This window comes from Enterococcus rotai, assembly GCF_001465345.1.
GTDB lineage: Bacteria > Bacillota > Bacilli > Lactobacillales > Enterococcaceae > Enterococcus_L > Enterococcus_L rotai.
This window is the reverse complement of the sequence record NZ_CP013655.1, coordinates 1,447,309-1,468,972: the sequence shown is the minus strand read 5'-3', so window position 1 is coordinate 1,468,972 and position 21,664 is coordinate 1,447,309. Positions and strand designations below refer to the sequence as shown.

14 protein-coding genes are annotated in these 21,664 nt (G+C 35.1%); 5 read left to right on the top strand and 9 right to left on the bottom strand.

Going from position 1 to position 21,664, the window contains the following annotated elements; translation table 11 throughout:
* Position 1: 1 nt before the first annotated feature.
* From ATZ35_RS06795 to ATZ35_RS06775, 5 genes are all read right to left on the bottom strand, one after another.
* Positions 2 to 652, bottom strand: coding sequence for a TetR/AcrR family transcriptional regulator (locus tag ATZ35_RS06795; RefSeq protein WP_208930080.1), 651 nt, complete (start codon positions 650 to 652; stop codon positions 2 to 4).
* Positions 652 to 1,473 (bottom strand): DUF2705 family protein, encoded by an 822-nt coding sequence (locus ATZ35_RS06790; protein ID WP_208930079.1) that lies wholly within the window; start codon positions 1,471 to 1,473, stop codon positions 652 to 654. The genes ATZ35_RS06795 and ATZ35_RS06790 overlap by 1 nt, the downstream gene beginning before the upstream one ends.
* Complete coding sequence (locus ATZ35_RS06785) at positions 1,470 to 2,357, bottom strand: ABC transporter ATP-binding protein (protein WP_208930078.1); 888 nt, start codon at positions 2,355 to 2,357, stop codon at positions 1,470 to 1,472. Before ATZ35_RS06785 ends, ATZ35_RS06790 begins: the two co-directional genes overlap by 4 nt.
* Positions 2,358 to 2,616: 259 nt before the next feature.
* A complete protein-coding gene (locus ATZ35_RS06780; RefSeq protein ID WP_208930077.1) occupies positions 2,617 to 3,339 on the bottom strand; it encodes a pseudouridine synthase in 723 nt (240 codons plus the stop codon).
* A 119-nt stretch (positions 3,340 to 3,458) separates the two neighbouring features.
* Entirely contained in the window at positions 3,459 to 5,108 is a 1,650-nt protein-coding gene (locus ATZ35_RS06775; RefSeq protein WP_208930076.1) for a putative polysaccharide biosynthesis protein, read from the bottom strand.
* Between the two features lie 458 nt (positions 5,109 to 5,566).
* Between ATZ35_RS06775 and ATZ35_RS06770 the strand changes: the two genes are divergently transcribed.
* Entirely contained in the window at positions 5,567 to 7,084 is a 1,518-nt protein-coding gene (locus ATZ35_RS06770; RefSeq protein ID WP_208930438.1) for a UDP-N-acetylmuramoyl-L-alanyl-D-glutamate--L-lysine ligase, read from the top strand.
* Between the two features lie 39 nt (positions 7,085 to 7,123).
* On the opposite strand, the gene ATZ35_RS06765 is transcribed toward ATZ35_RS06770, so the two are convergent.
* Both ATZ35_RS06765 and ATZ35_RS06760 read right to left on the bottom strand, forming a co-directional pair.
* Positions 7,124 to 8,032 (bottom strand): AEC family transporter, encoded by a 909-nt coding sequence (locus ATZ35_RS06765; protein WP_208930075.1) that lies wholly within the window; start codon positions 8,030 to 8,032, stop codon positions 7,124 to 7,126.
* A 110-nt stretch (positions 8,033 to 8,142) separates the two neighbouring features.
* Positions 8,143 to 9,336, bottom strand: a complete 1,194-nt coding sequence (locus tag ATZ35_RS06760) for a multidrug effflux MFS transporter (RefSeq protein ID WP_208930074.1) — start codon at positions 9,334 to 9,336, stop codon at positions 8,143 to 8,145.
* A gap of 306 nt (positions 9,337 to 9,642) precedes the next feature.
* Here ATZ35_RS06760 and ATZ35_RS06755 point away from each other — a divergent pair, with 306 nt between their 5' ends.
* Positions 9,643 to 10,650: a serine hydrolase domain-containing protein gene (locus tag ATZ35_RS06755; RefSeq protein WP_208930073.1), complete on the top strand. Its 1,008-nt coding sequence runs from the start codon at positions 9,643 to 9,645 to the stop codon at positions 10,648 to 10,650.
* A 9-nt stretch (positions 10,651 to 10,659) separates the two neighbouring features.
* Complete coding sequence (locus tag ATZ35_RS06750) at positions 10,660 to 11,958, top strand: serine hydrolase domain-containing protein (protein ID WP_208930072.1); 1,299 nt, start codon at positions 10,660 to 10,662, stop codon at positions 11,956 to 11,958.
* 190 nt (positions 11,959 to 12,148) lie between these two features.
* Here the strand turns inward: ATZ35_RS06750 and ATZ35_RS06745 are convergent, their stop codons facing one another.
* On the bottom strand, positions 12,149 to 14,614 hold the full coding sequence (locus ATZ35_RS06745) for a heavy metal translocating P-type ATPase (protein ID WP_208930071.1): 2,466 nt from the start codon (positions 14,612 to 14,614) through the stop codon (positions 12,149 to 12,151).
* A 921-nt stretch (positions 14,615 to 15,535) separates the two neighbouring features.
* On the opposite strand from ATZ35_RS06745, the gene ATZ35_RS06740 reads away from it, so the two are divergent.
* Positions 15,536 to 17,032, top strand: a complete 1,497-nt coding sequence (locus ATZ35_RS06740; protein ID WP_208930070.1) for a phosphatidylinositol-specific phospholipase C domain-containing protein — start codon at positions 15,536 to 15,538, stop codon at positions 17,030 to 17,032.
* 1,026 nt (positions 17,033 to 18,058) lie between these two features.
* On the opposite strand, the gene ATZ35_RS06735 is transcribed toward ATZ35_RS06740, so the two are convergent.
* Entirely contained in the window at positions 18,059 to 19,210 is a 1,152-nt protein-coding gene (locus ATZ35_RS06735; RefSeq protein WP_208930069.1) for a hypothetical protein, read from the bottom strand.
* 1,034 nt (positions 19,211 to 20,244) lie between these two features.
* Here ATZ35_RS06735 and ATZ35_RS06730 point away from each other — a divergent pair.
* On the top strand, positions 20,245 to 21,549 hold the full coding sequence (locus ATZ35_RS06730; RefSeq protein WP_208930068.1) for an ISL3 family transposase: 1,305 nt from the start codon (positions 20,245 to 20,247) through the stop codon (positions 21,547 to 21,549).
* Positions 21,550 to 21,664: the final 115 nt, after the last annotated feature.

The window sequence follows — 21,664 nt, the reverse complement described above, 5'->3', positions numbered from 1 at the left end:
GTCATTTATCCTCTGCTTTATTTTCTATAAATCCTGTTTGTAAAATTCTCATATAAAGCTCTGCTCGTTCTGTTAAAAACTGCATTTGTTTGACCTCAGTAACTTCTGGGTGAGCATTTAAAAGCTGAAGACTTTCCACAGTAATCTGGTTAAATACCCCAAAGACTAACTGAATAACATCTTGCTGTGCCACTTCTTTTTTGATTGGTAGTTGTTCGATGATACCTGTCAAAAGCTGTTGGGCAATCGCCCTATTTTGCTCCATGTAATGTGCTAATTTTTCTTGAACTTCCTCTGGTAAACGTTGCTTTTGCGCATACGCTGTAATCAACAAATGCATTTGATTTGGGTATTTTTGTTCTAGTTTTATTTTATGCTGAGTAGATTGGATTACTACTTCTACTAAATCTGTATATTTCTTAGACACTAAATCATCTGACTGCTCCATCAAAAAATCAATCACATCGCTGATCGTCCGCTCATACAAGACTTGTTTTTTACCAAAATAATGAAAAATCAAGCCCTTAGAAACCTCAGCCTCTTTCGCTATATCATCTGTATTCGCCTTTTGATAACCGTATTTCGCAAATTGATTTAACGCCGCCTTTAAAATCCGCTCATATTTTAGTTGATCAATGTTGATTTTTTTCACTAGACCTTCAGATCCTTCCGTTGGTAAACCGCGTATGTTCCGCCTAGGAATAAAAGAATCAACATACTCAACAACACTATATTTCCGCTAGATAGGCCTTTATCTAACAAGTTACTTGGAATCCCCATATGAGTTGGCGAAATCGTTTTAGCCCAACTAAATGAGTCATTCAAATCAGAGAATATCCCGATCAAATAAAAGCCAAATACAATCCCTAAAGAAACGCTGGTGCTTTGTTTACTTGACTTTATAAATGTTGAAACAAAAAAGCCAAGTGTTAAGAAAAACAATAAAATCAGACTTTCTTGCACAAAAATTTTACCAAGCTCTTTGGTTATCGTCGCAGCTGAATCAGTCGATTGACGGTAAATCAAGGTCGACCCTACAGAAATACCAAATGAAATCAACCAGAAAATAGCTAGAACGAAGAGATTTGCTACAAATTTACTGGTCACAATTTCTCTACGGGTCACAGGTTGAGCATATAAAAATTCAATGGTGCCGTCTGTCTCTTCTTTGATCAAAGCTTGACTTCCCAACATCATCGCATAAATAGATGCAGCTAAAAACATATATTGAAAATAGTAAGCAAAGAAACCAGTTGCAACTAAGAAGCTCGCTTGACCATTCACACTAATATTAAAGGTTTTTAGGAGCGCAGGAGACAAGCCATTTAGTTTAGCACCTAAAAGATCTTCCATAGCTGAGCTGTGCATTTGAGGATAAACAGCACTAAAGCCGAAGATAATTACTGCAAACAGGATTGTCCAAATAATCAATCCTTTAATAAGCCCTTTGCTTTCAATTTTAGCTGTAATCATTTCACTGTTCCTCCCTCATACAATGCCATAAATTGATCTTCTAATTCTGGATTCGTAATCGTAAAATCCTGAATCGATGAATCAGCTAACAATGGCAGTATCTCTTGTAACTTGCCTTCGTAAAATAAACGGGTTTCATTACCTTGGTGTTTTAAAATCGCTGCTCCGATTTTTTCAAACAAGGATAAAGGAATATGTTCTCCAATTAGCGTAATGACTTTGCCTAGCGATTTTTCTTTTGTAATATCTTGAACTGTGATGATCTTTCCTTCACGAATAAAAGCGGCCCGATGTGCGTGTTGCTGAACTTCATTTAAATCGTGGCTGGATAAAAAGATCGTCATGCCTTTTTGATTGTATTTTTCTAGCTCTTCAAATAAACGATGTTGCATCAGTGGATCTAACCCATTTGTCGGTTCATCTAGAATCAGCAGCTCTGGATTAGGTAAAATGCCCGCTGTAATTGCGATTTTCTTCTTGTTTCCTAATGACAATTCAGACATTTTTTTCTTGGCATCAATATCGAACAACTCTATAAAATAATCAATTTGCTGTTTGCTGTTTTTTAATTGGTGAAGCTCAGCGACATATTTAAGTATCTCAAACGTTGTCATATTAGGATAAAAACGAACATCACTGGAAACATATCCTGTCCGCTTACGAATTTCTTTTGCATCTTTGATACTATCCAAACCAAGTAGCGTAGCCGTTCCTTGATCAGGGTAAATAAAATTCAGCATGGCTTTGATCGTAGTTGATTTTCCCGCGCCATTCGGACCGATAAAGCCGTAGATTTCGCCTTTTTCTACTGATAAGTCTACTTGATTGATGGCTGCTTGTTTTTTATATAATTTAGTCAATCCTTTAAGCTCAATAGCATTCATTTTATTATTCCTCCTCAATATAAAAGCGTAACGGGTTCGTCCAACTCTGAAAGAAAAATAGGAAAATATGAGGGTGTCGTTTTTTGCCACAATCAGATTTTATCTTTTTTCCGAAGAGTTAACTCGCATAGTTAGATAATATTGACTAGTTAGTCAATTGAAGTATATACCCGTATTGGCAAACTAGTCAAAGAAAATACAAGCAACTGTGATTGCTTTAACACGCAGCAATCACGCCCACTTGTATTTTGTATAACGTCTATTTATTCATTTTTAATCCATCAAGTTCTTTTTCGGTCAACGCTCGATATTCCCCAAGCTCTAGTTCTTCATCTAGCCATAAATTCCCCATCCGCAATCGTTTCAGATAAATAACTTTTTTACCTACAGCTTCAAACATGCGTTTTACTTGATGAAACTTCCCTTCTTGGATAATCAAACGAATTTCTGATTGTTCCTCTTCCTCATTTACAGAGTCAATCATTAGCTCACTTGGTTTGACCAACTCCTTGTTGGTTAGCGCAAATCCTGTCGTAAACTGTCTAATATCATTAGTTGTTACGATCCCTTGAACAATTGCAAAGTATTCTTTATCTACATGCTTTTTTGGCGATAACAGTTGATGTGCTAGTTGACCATCATTTGTCAATAATAGTAAGCCCTCCGTATCCTTATCTAGCCTTCCAACAGGAAATAAATCTTCCCGATAATCTTCATCTTTTAATAAGTCCACTACAGTTTGGTCCCACTTGTCCTCAGTTGCTGAAATCACGCCCTGCGGCTTATGTAGCATATAGTAGTAATATTCTTGATACGTTAATTCTTCACCAGAAAATACAATGATATCTTGCACTTCATCAACTTGCGTTTTAGCCTCCTTGATAACTTGGCCATTAACTGTTACTAGCCCTTTTTTCAATAATTGTTTGGCTTCTTTTCGGCTGCCAACACCTGTTTCTGCAAGGAATTTATCTAAACGCATATACTCTCTCTCCTCCATTTAAAAACTGAACGAGTTAATTCAGCTTTTCTCCCAATAGGCTAGCTCTTAAAACTAGATAGAGTAAAAGCGGAGCATTACGCCCCGCTCGTTACTTGATTCTATTTTATTTTCAATTTACGACGAATTTTACCAACACTAGCTCCTAGCAATTTATCAGCTAAGCGTAGTTTTAATGTGATATAACCATAAATCGCTCCGCCAAACGAGGCTACGATCATGATGATCACAAACGATTGGAATTTACGTGTTGGATCTAAAAATAGATACAAGAACTGTCTCATAATAATTGCCCCGATCATCATGATTAATGTAATCAAGAAAATCAATAGACCACGTCGTAAAGTCAAGCCAAAGTTAAAGTGACTGACCTTTTTGATTTTTCTCATGATCAACACACAAGAAAGGGTGAAACCAATCATAGTAGCAATCAATGGACCATATACTTCAAAAAGTCGCACGCTTGGATATTGAACGATCAATTTTAATGCTAGCCCTAAACCAAAATATTTGATTGCAGCTTTATTTTCATACATCCCCATCAACATCGTTGAAGATAGCATGTATAATCCCATAAATAAACCTGCAAAACAGGCTTGGATCAAGACGGATACACCTAAAGCATCTGGAGCGTAAAACATTGTATAAAGTGGTTTTGCCAACACGATCATACCAAATGTCGCTGGCAACATCACAAACATAAATAACTGTAAGTTATTGCTGATTAATTTTGATAAATCTCTATATTTCTTCAAAGTGATCGCTTCAGTGATCAACGGTAACCCCGTAGCTGAGATAGACGTTGCTAACGCAATCACGACCATTGTCAGTTTGTCTGGATTTGCATTAAAGATCGCAAACAAGGTACGCAATTGACTTCCTGAATAGGTTGTAAATGTATTCATAAAATTAGAAAATGTAAACTGATCAACTAATTTAAACACAGTCACACCTGAACCTACGATGATGAAAGGAAGTGCTTCTTTTAAGGTCTCAGTTAACAAATCGCGTGTTGAGGCTTGATGTTCATTCGCACTATGAGCCGCGAGATAATCAAACATCGGTTTTTGTTTATGGAAATAATAAAATAAAACGACAAGACTTGCCAACATCCCCACAAATGCTGCTAATGTTGATTGTGTTACAGCATCAACATAGTTTCCTTCAAAAACTTTCATGATGATAAATGCTGTCAGCAACATGTAGAAAACACGTGCTACTTGTTCAACGATTTGTGATAACGCATAAGGCATCATATCTTGGTTTCCTTGGAAATAACCGCGAACGACACTCATACATGGAAAAATCAGTACGGCTAAACTTAATGACCGCATTGTTGGAATCAGTTCTTCGCCACCGCCAGACCACTGTGCTAAAAGAGGAGAAGCCAAATACATCACGATCGCAAAAATCGCTCCTAAAATAGCCATCAGCTGAAGTGCCTTATAAAAGAGTTGGCGGCTGATCTTATATTCATTTAATGAATTGTAATAAGAAGTTTGTTTAGCAATTGCTGCAGGAATTCCTGCTGTAGAGATTAATAAAAAGAGCGCATATACCGTGTAACCCATTGAAGACAAACTATTCGCTTCATTGGCGTGACTCCCCATCCATGCGTACCATGGGATAATATAGACCGCACCCAATAAACGAGAAATTATATTACTAGCTGTCATCCAAGCAGACCCTTTAACCATTTTCTCTTGGTTAGTCAAGATCGGTTGATCAGCAGGATTTGGTTGATTTATCATTTAACTCCTCCATCTTTCTTTGAACATGCTTTCTTTATTTTAATTGTTAAACCAAGTATATGCAACGACTTTCTCGAATAAATTAACTTATTTATAGTTTCCTCTCAGATTTTGAAAAAAAATAGTGACGATCATTTTTAAATTATCTAAAAACCAAATAAACACTCAATTTATATCTATTCTTTTTTATTTTATATTAGGCATTCAAAGCACTAAATATCACTCGTTATTTATATTTATTTTTTTATTTCACTAAATTATACCTATCATCTTTTTGTTATTTTAAATAAATACTTACGACAAAAAATTCATTCCTTGATTAAAATTTTTCTTAGCACTTTTTCCATCTATCAGCAAGCGTCTTGAAGTTTTGCCGTTTAAATTGTATGATGAATTTCTAAAGTTTCTATCCACAAAACCTTACATTCAGGTTTTAACTACCGCTTGGAGGCATAATGATGACTATTTCTTTAAAAAAAATCCGTGAATGTTTACTTAAAGAACATCTTTTAAAAGAATTTATTGCAGCAGACAGTTGGTCTTTGGACTTACCTGCTTCGTTTCAGGATAAACCATTTACTGCCCTGTCTTATGATTCTCGTACTGTTGATGCAGACACACTTTTTTTCTGTAAGGGAATGAATTTCAAGTCTGTTTATTTAGAAAAAGCGGTTACGGCTGGTCTTGAGGTTTATGTAGCCGAACAACCTTATGACGTCCCAGCAGCATTAGGAATCATCGTAACAGACATCAAAAAAGCAATGGCCGTTTTAAGTATGGCTTTTTATGACTATCCACAAAATAAACTAAAACTAATTGGTTTTACTGGTACTAAAGGGAAAACAACTGCCGCTTACTTCACAAAATTTATTTTAGATCAGGCAACGAACAAAAAAACAGCGATGCTCTCCACCATGAATTCCACTTTGGATGGCCAGACTTTTTTTAAATCACATTTAACAACACCTGAATCTCTTGATCTTTATCGCATGATGGCAGAGGCGGTTCAAAATAATATGAGCCACTTTATTATGGAAGTATCCTCCCAAGCCTATAAAACAAATCGCGTGTATGGCCTGTTTTTTGATGTTGGCATTTTTCTAAATATCACGCCCGATCATATTAGTCCAATCGAACATCCGACATTTGATGATTATTTTTATTGCAAACGCCAACTGATCAAGCATGCTAAAACAATAATTTTAAATCACGAATCAGACCATTTTCAGCTATTGAAAGAAACAGCAGAATTGCATGACGTTCCTTACATCGTCTATGGTAGTCACTCATCAGCCGATACAGATTATATCTATCAAACATCAGCAGATGATTCTCTCGCTTTTTCTATCGAAGCAACGGTTGATTCATTAGCAATTTCTGGTGAGTATCACTTACGTTTAGGTGGTGACTTCAATAAAGGGAATGCCTTAAGTGCGGCTTTAGCCAGTGCCTTAGTCGGTGCTTCTCGTAATGATTGTCAACAAGGAATCAAAGAAACAACCGTTCCTGGTCGCATGGAATTATTGACAAATAAAAATGGTGCAAAAATCTATGTCGATTATGCACACAATTATGATAGTTTAAAGAACCTTTTGACTTTTGTCAAAGCAGAACATCCTAACGGTCGATTACTTGTTGTGATTGGAAGTACAGGTAACAAAGCGATTTCCAGACGAAAAGATTTTGGGATAGTTTTATCTGAACTGGCTGATGTTGCTATATTAACGACTGATGATCCAGCTGATGAAGATCCGATCACGATTTGTGAAGAGATCCAATCTTATATTACTGCAGATATTCCTGTTGAAATCGTGGCTGACCGCACTGAAGCAATCGCAGCAGCTTTAGCTATGAGTAAAACTGAGGATGCTGTTGTTTTAGCTGGTAAAGGTGCTGACTTATATCAAAAAGTCGGCGGTGAAGATACACCTTATGAAGGCGATTTTTATATCGCAGAACGACTGATCTTAGCATAAAAAGAGTAAGGAGAGAAATCTCCCTACTCTTTTTTATCTTTAGCCCATCAACATCATGATGACCGTCATCAAGACTAAACTGATCAGAATACTTGCAGATGACGTAAAGCCAACTGTTTCTTCAGGCATCCCAGCTTTAACACTATTGATCACCGAGAAAGTTGGCATTGGTGCTACACTCAATACAACCAAAACAATTCGCAATAACGGATCTAAAGGAATCACAAAAGCAAACAGCAACGCAAAAGCCGCTCCACACAAATAACGCCAAGCCAATACTTCTTTCACTAAATGCATCGCTTTTTTCGGCAACCTTAATTCAAGATATAGCCCGAGCATAAACATGGATAAAAAACCATTTGCTTTGGCAATCATTTCTAAGATACCTAACAACTCAACTGGCAATCCAACCTGGACAGTTCTCAGTACTAACATCACCATATAGGCTGTAAACGGGGGCGATTTAAACAAAGATAAAATAATCTGCTTGAAAGTCGTCTCTTCTTTAGAACCAACTATTTTATCAATCAACACGGTGGTCCCGCCAGTTAACATAACACTATTTCCGATATCAAACATCAACAGAAACGGCACTGCTAAAGGATAAAAGCCTTGAATAAAGGGTAAACTAAAATTCCCGACATTATACCCTGACATTGAGTACATTTGAAATTTCCGTTCTAAAGTAGAGCGTTTTTTACTTATTTGTCCACCAATCAAAATCACAAAAATATTCAAAATAATCCCCATCGCTAATAAGAAAAATAACGTTCCCGAAACACTCACACTAGCTAAACTAACAATCACCGTTGCAGGCAACGTAATATTAACGATAATAATAGCTAGTGTTCCACCATCCGCTTTACTCAATAAGCCAATTCGTTTCATCAAGTAACCTAAAAAAATCACAAAACAAAAACCAATTGCTTGTAATAAAATCTCTCTCACCCAACTCGCTCCTTACTTGTTTCTGCACCAATTCTGATATCAAAAGAAACACTTACTCAAAAACTATCCACGCATTTTTACGCAGATAGTTCTTGTTGGTCAAATTGTACTTATTTAGTTGAAATCAAGAATTTTCGTGCTAAAAGAAACATCAGAACACCAATAATTAGAAAATAGAGCGGCATCGCTAGCAATGTGCCATTATGCAGTTTACTCATACCAAACGTGAATAAGCTTACTAACAAATAATACCCTAAACTAAAAATCGCTCCAGCACTTCCAATCACATCCTGAAAATCAACCAAAGCTAAACTAAGGCAATTAGGTAATGCCATACCCGTTCCAGTCAGCAAAATAAAGATCCCTATCAACATCAGCCAAAACTGTACCGATTCTGGAAGGTTATTTGCCATACTGGTAATCAGCAGAAAAAGGGTCCCAAACATCATGGTTTTGATTCCGAGTAAAATGATTTTTTCTGGCTGATAAATCGATAATAAGCGTTTGGATAATAACGAACCTAAAATTGAAGCACCAGCTACACCGATCCCTAAAAAACCATACATAGCTGTTGATAAATGAAATTGCTCGATGAAGATAAATGGTGCTTCTGCATAATAACTAAACAGCACGCCATTGATCGCCCCAATCAAAAAGCCATAAGTTAAAACTTTAGGACTTCTTAACAAACGTCTGATGATCGGCACTAATTTTACTGGTACTTGTTTGCTTACCTCAAACGTTTCTGGTAAGCGTAAAAATGCATAACAAAAAACCAACACACTCATCAAGACTAATACAAAGAAAACAGCTCTAAAGCCCAAATATTGATCAACGAGTCCACCAATCAAAGGTCCTATCGCCGGAGTAAACGCAAGCGCTGCGGAAATTTGTGCAAATAAAGTATGGCGCTGATTACCGGAATAACTTTCCCGCAATATCGTTTGAGTGACAACTGACCCTGTACTGGCCCCAAATGCTTGAATAAATCGAGCAAATAATAGTACTTCAACCGAGCCCGAACGAAAACAAAGAAAGCTACCAACGCCATAAAATACTAATCCATATAACATAGCTTTGCGTCGACCAATAAAATCAGATAACCAACCCCAAAAGAACACACCTAGCGCAAAAGCTAGAAAATAAATACTCAAAGTTAATTGAACCGTTGCCATAGATGCTTGAAAATCATGGGCAATATCTGGTAATGATGGTGTAAAAATTGTTTCACTGATTTGTGGAAATCCAACTAAAACAATCAATAATAATAAAGATGGTACACGAGTTTCGATGCTTTTTTTCAAAAGAAATTCCTCCATTTAAGGTTTCACAGACTTATCTGTGAAATCAGATAGTTTATGAAAAAAAACATCGAATTCCGGGAAGCGGCGGGAGCATGATCAATATTAAGTTGTATGTATTCATCCGCTGGTCACTTCCTTTCAATTTACTATAATTTATTTCACATCCTTTTCATGGTAGCACAGACCTAACGCCCATTTCAATACCGAAACATTTTTCTAGAAAGCTAAAAAAACTGAACATCAGCCAATCAATTAATGATAAGATTGTTATAATAGAGACAAATTCTAACTAAAGGAGCTTTGCTCATGAACTTAAAACAACTTATTTCAGCTGATTTCAGTGGTTTTGTCAATATCAGATCCAATTCAGATCCATTATTAGTTGAAGCTTATGGTTACCGAGACTTGCCCAACAAAATAAAGAACAATGTAGACACTATTTTCGGTACCGCATCTGGCGGAAAAACTTTCATTGCTGTGGCAATCATGAAATTAATTGAAGAACAGAATATTGGAATCGATCACCCCATCGACCAAATTCTTTCAACGAAACTACCGAATATCGATTCTAGTGTCACTATCCATCAATTATTGAATCACACATCTGGAATCGGTGATTATTATGATGAAGAAGTCCTCAGCGACTATAGTGAATTATGGACAGATTTTCCAAATTACAACATACGGAAAAATGGCGATCTTCTGCCTTTATTCATTGATAAAAAAATGACGTCTATTCCTGGCAAAACATTCCAGTACAACAATACAGGTTATGTCATTTTAGCCATGATCATCGAAGAGCTTACTGGCCAAGATTTTGACCGTTACTTAAAACAAGTAATTTTTGAACCAGCAGGTATGCATTCAACTGGTTATTTCGCCTTAGATCGTCTGCCGGCAAATGTAGCGAATGCTTATATCTATGATGAAAAAACAGCAGAATATTATACGAATATTTATAGTATCGATGCTAAAGGAACTGGTGCTGGAGGGTGTTTTACAACGCTAAAAGATCTTGATCGTTTTTGGCAGACCTTGTTTAGCGGAAAAATCATCACGAAACAAGCTGTCGAATTAATGCAAACAATGCAAGCATCTGATTATTATGGCTATGGCTTTTGGATTGCTAAAAGTAACGAACATGCTTTTCCCTACATGCAAGGGCAAGATCCAGGTGTTTCATTTATTTCTTCTTATGATCAATCGGTGAATCGAACTATTACGATTATGAGTAATTTAGGTCAGGATGTGTGGACGCTGCATAAAAAGATTTCTGCTACGCTTTCTGAAGAGGAAAACGCAGTAGAGAAATGAGGAAACACTATGAGTTTTAAAGCAAAATTAGAAAGCTACATAAATACCTATGACCAACAAGGTTATTTGCAAGGGAATCTGCTTATTGCTGATAAAACAGGCATTCTTTTAGAACAAAGTTTTGGACTGGCTTCTATTGAGTTCAATATTGCGAACACCTTTGACACAAAATATCAAATAGGTTCATTGACAAAAGCTTTTACCTCCATGGCAGTGTTGCTTTTACACCAGAAAGGCTATTTATCCATTGATGACTCTATCAACACATACCTAGATAATAGTCCAAATGGAGATAAGATAACTATTTACCATTGCATGACTTGTACCTCTGGGATACCTGACTTCGCTTCACTTGAAGATTTTTGGGAAACAACGATGCGACTTAGCTGGACGCTTGATGATATGTTGGATTTATTCAAGAATTTGCCATTAGAATTTGAACCAGGCAGTCAATTTGCTTATTCTAACTCTGGGTATTTAGTTTTAACAAAAATAGTCGAGGTGGTCTCTGGACGTTCATATGCTCAGTTTTTACAAGAACATATTTTTACACCGCTAAATATGACCAATACTGGATGCGTGAATGAAGTAGATATCATCTCAAACTTAGCCTCAAGTTATAGTTACTGGGAAAAAGAAATAAATACTCCTCAAACGAACAATTCATTTCCACTAGGAGCGTATGGCCTTTATTCCACGACAAAAGATTTATACCTTTGGGATCAAGCACTTAGAAGGCATGAACTCATTTCGAAAGACTTAACCAAATTAATGTTCACCATCAATCAGGGAAGCTATGCTTGCGGTTGGGATATTACTAAAATCAACGGACAGCTGTGCCGACAGCATTTTGGTGATATCAGTGGTTTTGTTAATTCGATTAAACAGTTTGAAACAGATGAATTCACGGTTATTTTTTTAAGCAATCTTGACTTAATCCCCGTGAGTGTCATCACTAAAGAGATTGGTCAATTGAAATTTGATAGTTCGTTTAATGCCACACTACCTCGTATACAACCAACATTTCCTGTTTTATTGGAGCAATTTGTTGGACTTTATGAAATAGAAAATTTTTCCTCTTTTGAGATAGTCGCAGATGAGGACTTGTTTCTTATCGTGCCTAAATTATACGATGTTCCGTACAAACTCAAACTTAAACACTTCCATTCAGATAACAAGAAATCTGTATTCAAAACAGAAAAAATAAATGAAACACTTGTTTTTATTCATCAAAAAAAAGACACCTTTCAAAAAATTATTTGTACTGATTATTACGGTATGACACGAGTTGCTAAAAAAATATGTTGAGTATGGCTAAAGCTTTGAAAAAGCAGTTGCTGCCATAAAGATATGTCTTTAGCACTCGCTACATTATAGAGGTAATTAAGTTTTTAATCCTTTTAATCCAGAAATAAAAAGACCACTATCTTTCCCTCGGCTAAGGCAAGATAGTGGCGATTTCATACACATTTAAGTCAATTTACTAACGTTTCTTTTTTTATTTTTTCAACACTGAAGGCTTAAACCCTTTCAATCTCAACGCATTCAACAATACAGATACTGAGCTAAAACTCATTGCAGCCCCTGCGATCATCGGATTCAACAATGGTCCACCAAATAGATACAGTACACCCATCGCTACCGGAATACCTAATGTATTATAAGCAAAAGCCCAAAATAGGTTTTCTTTGATGTTTTTGATTGTGGCTTTACTCAATTCTACCGCTGTCGGTACATCCATCAAATCACTGCGCATCAAGACGATATCCGCTGATTCCATGGCAACATCTGTACCAGAACCAATTGCGATCCCGATATCCGCTTGCGCTAAAGCTGGAGCATCGTTGATTCCATCTCCAACCATGGCAACTTTTTTGCCTTCTTTTTGAAGTTTCATCACTTCGTTGGCTTTATCTTCCGGTAAAACTTCACTTAGCACACGGTCGATGCCAACTTGCTTAGCAATCGCTTGAGCTGTTCGTTTATTATCCCCTGTAATCATCGCCACTTCAATACCCATTTGATGCAGTTTTTTGATTGCTGGGATACTGTTTGGTTTGATTGTATCTGCTACTGCGATAATTCCAGCAATCTTACCGTCTTTGGCAATATACATTGGTGTTTTTCCTTGCTCTGCTAATTGATCGGAGGTAACTCCTAAATTCCCTAGAGAAATACCGCGGTCATCCATCAGTTTTTTGTTTCCTAACAATAAGCGGCTGCCTTCTATCGTCACTTCGATCCCATGACCTGGAATTGCTGCAAAATCTTCTGTTTTGGCAAAAGCTAGATTTTTTTCTTCTGCACCATTTACGATTGCTTCACCTAAAGGATGTTCTGACCCTTTTTCAGCTGAAGCTGCTAGTCTTAATAATTCATCACGACTCATATCATTTTCTGTCACGATATCTGTTACTTTTGGTTTGCCTTCTGTAATTGTTCCTGTTTTATCAAAAACGATTGTTTGGATTTTATGAGTCGTTTCAAGTGCATCTCCACTTTTGATCAATACGCCATTTTCAGCGCCTTTTCCGGTTCCCACCATGATCGCTGTCGGTGTCGCTAAGCCTAACGCACATGGACAAGCTATAACTAAAACGGAAATCGTGATCGTCAATGCAAATACCCATGATTCTTGTCCTAAGAAATACCAAGCCAAACCAGCCAAGACAGATAAAACCATTACAATTGGTACGAAAACACCAGAAATTTTATCCGCCATTTTTGCGATCGGTGCTTTTGAGCCTTGCGCATCTTCAACTAATTTGATGATTTGAGACAATGCTGTATCTTTGCCGACTTTAGTTGCTTTAAAACGGAAGCTACCATTTTTGTTGATACTTGCACCGATAACATTATCACCGATTTTTTTCTCAACTGGCATACTTTCCCCTGTTAACATCGATTCATCGATTGCGGATGATCCTTCTATCACAACGCCATCTACTGGAATTTTTTCTCCTGGACGAACAATGATCGTATCATCTAACTGAACACTGTCTACTGGAATTTCCATTTCTTGACCATTACGGAAAACACGGGCATTTTTTGGTGCCAAGCCCATTAATTTTTTGATTGCTTCTGATGTTTTTCCTTTTGAAACAGCTTCAAAGTATTTCCCTAATGTGATCAATGTTAAAATCACGCCAGCTGATTCGTAATATAACGCCATTGTGAATTGCGGATCGCCAGCAAAAATCATAGCAGTCCCGTATAAACTGTACGCTACAGCTGCACTAGTTCCTAAAGCAACTAACGAATCCATATTAGGATGTCCTTTAAATAAAGCTTTAAACCCAACTGTAAAGAAGCTTCTACCTAAATATAATACAGGAATCGTTAAAATCAATTGAACCATGGCAAATGTTTCTGGATGCATCATGGGATCGATTATTGCTGGTAATGGCAGACCTACCATGTGACCCATTGCGACATATAATAATGGAACCGTAAAGACTGCTGACATCCAAAAACGTTGCCACATTTCTTTGATATGTTTTTGTTTTTTCTCACGGTCTTTATCCACAGTATCTGCAGAATCTATTTGCTCGATTGCCTCATAGCCTGCATCTGATACCGCTTTGGTAATATCAGAAACGTTTATTACTGATGGATCAAAGTCAACGACCATTTTTTCTGTCGCTAGGTTGACTGAGGCTTTTGAGACACCCGTTAGTTTGTTGGTTGCTTTTTCGATTGTTTGGGCACATGAAGCACATGTCATTCCTTCTATATCGAATGTTCGTTGTTGGACATTACTTAAAGCTTCATAGCCTGCATCTGATACCGCTTTTTGAATATCGCTTTCTGATAGTTTATTTTCATCGTATTCAATATTTAGTTTCTCGGTTGCTAGGTTGACAGTGGCCTTTGACACGCCGTTTAGTTTCGCAGTCGCTTTTTCGACTGTTTGCGCACATGAAGCACACGTCATCCCTTCTATATCAAATGTTTTTACTTCCATTTTTCTCCATCTCCTTTTATTTGTTTAATTTTATAAATATAACCAAACGACTATAATTGTAGTCGATATATTTCTTCTTCATAATAAGATAAACCGATTTATTTGTCAAACTAAAGGGTCTGATCAATTGCAGAGATAGAAAACATAGATTTGAGAAGTAATTTAATAAGGTTATACTATTTATTTTTGTAACATATTTAGGTATAGGCCATGATTTATTCTTTTTCTTCTGTTTTTATTTCTTAATAAGTGTCCAGTCTCTGTCTGTTTTTATGAAATTTGATCGTATCTTGTAGCCAAACGAATTACCAAGTGCGATTCCTTATTTATTATGAGTAAATTAATTGAAGTCTAATTTATGTATTTATTCTCAAATATTTTAGTTAGTTTTTTACAATATTACCATGACTTTCGATCGATTATTTCTTTTTCTATTTTTTAGGGAATCAATTAACCTAACTAATCTACTTAAACTTAATATCTTACACGTAATTTGATTACTGTTGTTACCCAACTTAATTATAAACTCGAAAAAGCACCTTTTTATTACAATATCAAACGGCTATTTTTATCATATATGCTACTTTTAGAACTGCCCATTAGATTAAGTATTAGTAAACAGATAAACATATAATTTACTTGAAAAGTTATAAACTATTGACTGATAGTAACTCTAATCCTTTATTATTAAACAATAGAGTTTGCATAGAATAGGAGGTATGAATTTTTTAATAAAACAAAATGTTAGCGCATTCTTTTTTTTAGCGAACCCATCTAGAAAAATAGATATTGAATTTACTATACTATAAAATCGAAGCATACTCTCATAAATACAAGTATAGAGGGCACAGCTATTGAATTGCTCAAACATGTCATTTGTAAAGCATTTATAAATAATTACTTAAAAGGACGTGAATTTCAATGAAAAAAATGATTTTGGTTAGCTCAATCTTATTATCAATGTTACTTTCACCTAACACTGTAAACGCACATCGACACTCAGGTTATTCTGATGATAGTGGCGTAGAATTTCAAAACTCAAAATGGATGGATGCTATTCGTGATGATATAAAACTTTCAGACTTGTCCATTCCTGGAACACACAATACAATGTCTAATGGGCCTGGTGGGGATACTGCAAGAAATCAAGTAAAAAGCTTAAGTGAACAACTAAACTCAGGGATTCGATTTTTAGATATTAGAGCAAGAGTTACCAGTGGAAAGCTGGCTATGCACCATGGACCAATATTCCTGAATTCTATGTTTGGTGACGTGATGAATGGGTCTGTAGATTTTTTGAAAAAAAATCCTAGTGAAGTAATCTTTATGAGAATTAAGCAAGAACACAGTACATCTTCAGATCAGGAATTTATAAAAATTCTAAATAGTTACTTAGACGCTCCAAATAACGCCCCTTACATTTATCAAGGTAGTAACAGAACGAATCCAAGTATGCAGGAAATGAGAGGAAAAATAGTCATTATCAGAAACTTCGCTGGAAGTTCGATGGGAATACATTATAACTCGGAGTTTGATATTCAAGATAATCATAACTTAAGCACAAATTGGGATTTACACGACTACAAATGGGAACCAGTAAAGAGACAACTATACAAGGCAAACAATAATTCTCACAACGAAAACAAGTATATAAATTATCTAAGCGGCAGTGGTGGCTCGTTTCCTTACTTTGTAGCCAGCGGACATAGTAGCAGAGGAACTTCAGCACCAAGGTTAGCCACTGGATTGACCCATCCCGGTTGGAAGGATTCGTATCCTGATTTCCCTCGAGTAGACTGGTTTATGGGTATTGCAACAATCGCTTTTGAAGGAACAAATGTGCTTACTACTGACCTTATTAGAAATAATAACGTTAAGAATAATACCTTTTTTAGTGTCGGAGTTATTCTTGCAGACTTTCCTGGCAGCGGGTTAATTAACAATGTCATTGGGTTAAATACTCGTCACTCCAAAGAAGATAGAATTCCAGATGGTATTTATAGCATTCATTCAACTAGTGCTAATTACAAAGCTATACAATTCATTTCTAAAGGTAGAGATGCTGTTATCTGGGAAAGCAATGACGATAATAATCAAAAATTCGAGTTCAAATATGACTACAATAAACAGGCATATCAAATTTTCAACAAAGATGGAAATAACATCATTATGGCTTGGAATAATGTTGGTAATTCTGATAAAGTCTTTGGTCATCCTAATGAGTATAAGGAAGAACATTATTGGATACTAGAACGTTCGGGTACTAACATGTATATATTTAAAAATAAAAAAGATTCTAATAAAGTTCTAGATGTACACAATTTGGGGCAAACAAATGGTACAAGAGTAAAAGTAAATGAACGACATCCATATGAACATGGGAGTGCTCAACGATTTGCTTTAAATGTAAATAATTAATACTAGTAAAAAGGAACAATTCTTTTTTACAGCATGAAACTACCTATTTAGGCAAACTATTGAAGTATTCTATTCCTTCCACTTTAGTAGTTTGTCTTTTATTTAGATTATACTTAGAATACATATATTTTATACAAATAAGCTAATCAATAACTTTTTAGAACATAGTATGTCCACCTAATTTTTCTTTGTATATTTCAAAAAAATCTTTGTCAATAGTATTACATTATAATTGACCATAAAAACCGCCTCTATATTTCCTTATGCTAGTGAGAGACCACTGTTATCTTCTTTATGTATAATAGTATAAAAGACACCTCTATCGCTTTTAAAACAACATCGACCTAAATCAATCTTATCCATTTTTTATCTATCCTTTCATTGACCATTACTTTTGACGAAAATCATTGAAGAAATACACAACTATAAATTAAACGTTCTACACCCTGTTATCATGATTTATTTATGTCCAATAGACTACAGCTTGCGCGAGATTTCATGGGTTATTTATAGACGAATCCGCACACTAAAGTTTACTATCAAACGATTATTTCTATAAAAAAAGAACAAGTTAAAATTGAAAACAAACTAGAATCAACTTAATTTAATGAATCGCTAAATTTTTAAGTAATAATTTAAAAGTTTTCAAGAGAAAACCTTATAGGCTTCGTAACTTTTACAATTTTAAGTTGAGAATTTCTTTATGTTTTGGCACTATTCTTTTTCAACCAAATAGAAAAAACCTAGAGGAAAGTTCCTCTAGGAATCATACTAATCGATTTAATTCTTTGGATTTTCTTCACCAACATTAGTTGACAAAGAGCCTAGCAGCCATAATCGCAACTGTTGATAGTAGATGTTTCATTTTCATTATCGTTTTCTCCATTTGAATCTTCTATATATAATTCAATTATATTTTTTATAGATATCTCTAGTTTATTACATTTTATCAACATGCATAAGTCTTATTTTCTACTACTTATTGACCTTGTGTTTTTATTATTCTAATACTGAAATTCTCCTAAATTAAAATAGTAGGAACGGAGTGAATTCAAATATTTTAATTGTTTCACCAGTTGCTACAGAGGTTGCTGAAACTATATACTCTTGACCTAAGAACTTATCTGTATTTGGTCTTATGACCATCTCATCTATATTGGCAACAGGTCTTGCAAAACCAACTTCTGAGCCGTCTTGATTTGTTAAAGAGAATGTATACTCATCTCTGTATTTATTATTATACTTAACACCCATTCCAGCAGTTTTAGTTGTTACTTGCTTGTTTAACGTATTATCAGCATACGGATCACTCTTGATAAATTTTTTGTATCCCTCTAATTTAGTCATATTAGTAAATTTTGATACATATCCAGTGCCTAATAACTTCCCTTGATCAACAGCATTCATTAATTTATCCGTCACAAATTCATTTTCAATCTTAGATTTCTCTATCTCTTTTGGAATAGAAGTACTTCTATCCAACAGACTCAACGTTTTCAAAACCTCTTCCTTATCTTTTTTATCAGGGAAGCTTTTTGCAAATTCATCAAGATTGATGTCAAAAGCTACTGTTTTTCCATTTTCTTTAACTGGAGTACCTAACTTTTCATTTTCTCCATGAACAACTGATAATTCTGAATTATTACTTTCATAAGGTTTAACTAATTTAAGTCTTAAGATATTGTAATGTTCTAAATATGCTTCTTTCAATTTAGGCGCATTTAAATTAACTGCATTCATTAAAGCATCTGTAATAAATTTATCTTCAATGTCAATTCTCGTACTAGGAGCGCCACCTGTATTAAATGTAAAATGCATCAAGTGTAGCGTACTTGTAACTTCCTCTTTATCCTGTTTAGTAGGATATCTTTTTGCAAATTCATTAAGATCAATATCAAAAGCAATCGTTTTGTCGTTCACTTCAACTGAATTCCCAATCATTTTGTAATCTCCATACATACAATATAAAAAGTCTGTATCAGTATTTTGATGTGGTTCTGCTAATACTAGCTTCAATACATTGTTCTCTGTTACATAAGCATCTTTAATACTTGGTGAGATTTCCTTGTTAGCGCTTACACTGATAGCTTCTGCATGAGCAGATGTAGTAGTCACAACTGATCCTGCCGTGATAGCAGCCATTATAACCACTGTTGATAACATAAATTTCAATTTCATTCATTATTCCTCCGTAAAAATTATTATATATCACTTGTATCCTTTTTATGAGGTTATGACTAGTATTAAACCACATAAAATTTGGAAACAAGATTATACCTTTTTGGAATTTCAATAGTATTTTCCTATATTCTTTACCAATAAAATATGTAATGACTATAGGTACTCATCAAGAATTTTTTATCTTAGGTTTAACTTAATTCTATAGCACCTTATGTTCGTTACCCTATCCAACTAAAGTATTTTTTGGAAAAAAAAAAATATCAGAAATGCTTAACATTCAAAAAAAACAAAGTTTTTATTCATTAGAATTCAAAATAATCTTTTATGTTAAATATGCTTTCTACAATTTATTTTTTTAATAGCGTATAAAACAGCAGGGTAACTCCCATAAATATAATTCATATAAAGGAACTGTTGGGAAAGTAATCCAAAAGCTTGTGAGGAAAAGATTTGAGGCCTTTCTTTTTCATAAAAAATAGTAACGGTACAACAAAATTTAAATACTATGCAGACAGAGCGATCAAAAAATCACGTATCAATCTTTTTGCATTTCAATTCATTCTTTAAATTTAATTTCCTAATGATTCTAAACAAACTAGAGTACGAGCTGTTATTGCTAAATTAAATGAAGCTATTGTTTAAAGTTTGGATTGCGTCTAACGACTCGCTACTTATTCTAAGTGTGAGTGAATCTATCAAATACCTCAGTATACAGATATATTTAAGAATCTTCGCATTTTTCAATCTATGCGTTGGAAAGGAATCTGTTATGATAATTCTGTGATTGTGATGGAGAACTATTTTGGATTGCTTAAACAAGAAATTAACTATAGCTGTATTTTTACAAGCAATGAAATGCTAAGAAAAATAATAAAAAACCTACTCTTGCACCACTATAAAAAATGGGCTCTATACTTTCTGATGTTGGTGAGATATCACCGGCATCTTTTTTAATGCAAAATAATAGAAAAGACACCCTGATATCCTTTAGAATTAAGTCGTCTAAAACCAATCAAAAGGAGGAAATCAAGATGTCCTATACAAATCTTATCAAAAATACCTTAGATATTCTAGACTTAAACATTACTTTTAATGAGAATTCTTTAAAAAAGGAACGCATCAAAGGACGGATCTGCCAAGTATTCTCGGGTACATTGGATTATTTAGCCCACTCCTGTCCTCATTGTGGGGCCAAAGAAGACGGATCGATTATTCGTTGGAGCTTTACAACCTGTCAGATTTTAGTGAATGATGTTTCTGAATACCAAACATACTTACGGTTGAAGAAACGCCGTTTCTTCTGTCATTCTTGTGATAGAACCTTTGTCGCTGAAACAAGTCTTATCGAAAAGTGTTGTTCGATCTCGAAGAAAGTAAAACTCTCGATTGCCGATCGTTTAAGAAGCACCACGTCTATGAGCGAAATTGCCTGTCAAAAGAAAGTCTCTGTTTCTTCTGTGTATCGCGTATTGAAACAGTTTTACGAACCGAAAAAAATCAATCGGCTCATCTTGCCAGAAGTCCTTTGTTTTGATGAATTCAAATCAGTGAGACAAGTCGCTGCCTCTATGAGCTTTATCATGATGGATGGGCAAACAAAACAGTTAATGGATGTCGTTGAAAATCGACAACTTCCTTTTTTAGAACGCTATTTCTCACGATTTTCTTTATCTGTTCGTGAAGGGGTAAAATACATTGTTTGCGATATGTATGCGCCTTATTTTTCTTTAATTAAGAAACTATTTCCCAAGGCTCAGGTTATTCTTGACCGCTTTCATATTGTGCAACACATTGGGCGAACGTTCTTAAAACACCGCATTCAACGAATGAATACCTTTCTCCATCAAGGATCTGTAGAAGCAAAAAAATACCGTCACTTGAAGAAATACTGGAAACTACTTCAAAAGAATCAATCGAAGCTCAATTTTGAAAAACGCCAATGGCGTCATTCCTTCCGTGCTTATTTAACAGAAACCGAACTCGTGGATCGGTTACTTTCTTATGATGAAGAATTGAAAGCTGGCTACACCTTTTATCAGGATTTTCTCTATGCCATACAGACAAGAGACTACACACGGTTTCATGCGTTAGTAGAACAAGATTATTCTAAGCTTCCAGCTTATTATCAAACGACAATTACTACCTTTAAAAAAGTTCAAACGGGCATTAAAAATGCGTTGGATTTGCCTTATTCCAACGGACCATTAGAATGCTTGAATAACCATATAAAAGTACTAAAGAGAAACGCCTATGGCTTCCATAACTTCTATAATTTTAAATTGAGAATTACTTTATGCTTTGGCACTGTTCTTTTTCAACCAAATAGAAAAACCTAAAGGAATTTACCTCTAGGCTTCATTAGTGATTTAATTCTTTGGATTTCTTCACCAACATTAGTTGACAAAGAACCTAAAAAATGAATGAAGAAGAACATAAATTAGCTTCCCCCAG

Bases quoted from the DNA above. Each gene is read 5' to 3' on its own strand.
- ATZ35_RS06790 (WP_208930079.1), bottom strand. From the start codon at position 1,473: ATGATTACAGCTAAAATTGAAAGCAAAGGGCTTATTAAAGGATTGATT.
- ATZ35_RS06785 (WP_208930078.1), bottom strand. From the start codon at position 2,357: ATGAATGCTATTGAGCTTAAAGGATTGACTAAATTATATAAAAAACAA.
- ATZ35_RS06780 (WP_208930077.1), bottom strand. From the start codon at position 3,339: ATGCGTTTAGATAAATTCCTTGCAGAAACAGGTGTTGGCAGCCGAAAA.
- ATZ35_RS06775 (WP_208930076.1), bottom strand. From the start codon at position 5,108: ATGATAAATCAACCAAATCCTGCTGATCAACCGATCTTGACTAACCAA.
- ATZ35_RS06770 (WP_208930438.1), top strand. From the start codon at position 5,567: ATGACTATTTCTTTAAAAAAAATCCGTGAATGTTTACTTAAAGAACAT.
- ATZ35_RS06755 (WP_208930073.1), top strand. From the start codon at position 9,643: ATGAACTTAAAACAACTTATTTCAGCTGATTTCAGTGGTTTTGTCAAT.
- ATZ35_RS06750 (WP_208930072.1), top strand. From the start codon at position 10,660: ATGAGTTTTAAAGCAAAATTAGAAAGCTACATAAATACCTATGACCAA.
- ATZ35_RS06745 (WP_208930071.1), bottom strand. From the start codon at position 14,614: ATGGAAGTAAAAACATTTGATATAGAAGGGATGACGTGTGCTTCATGT.
- ATZ35_RS06740 (WP_208930070.1), top strand. From the start codon at position 15,536: ATGAAAAAAATGATTTTGGTTAGCTCAATCTTATTATCAATGTTACTT.
- ATZ35_RS06735 (WP_208930069.1), bottom strand. From the start codon at position 19,210: ATGAAATTGAAATTTATGTTATCAACAGTGGTTATAATGGCTGCTATC.
- ATZ35_RS06730 (WP_208930068.1), top strand. From the start codon at position 20,245: ATGTCCTATACAAATCTTATCAAAAATACCTTAGATATTCTAGACTTA.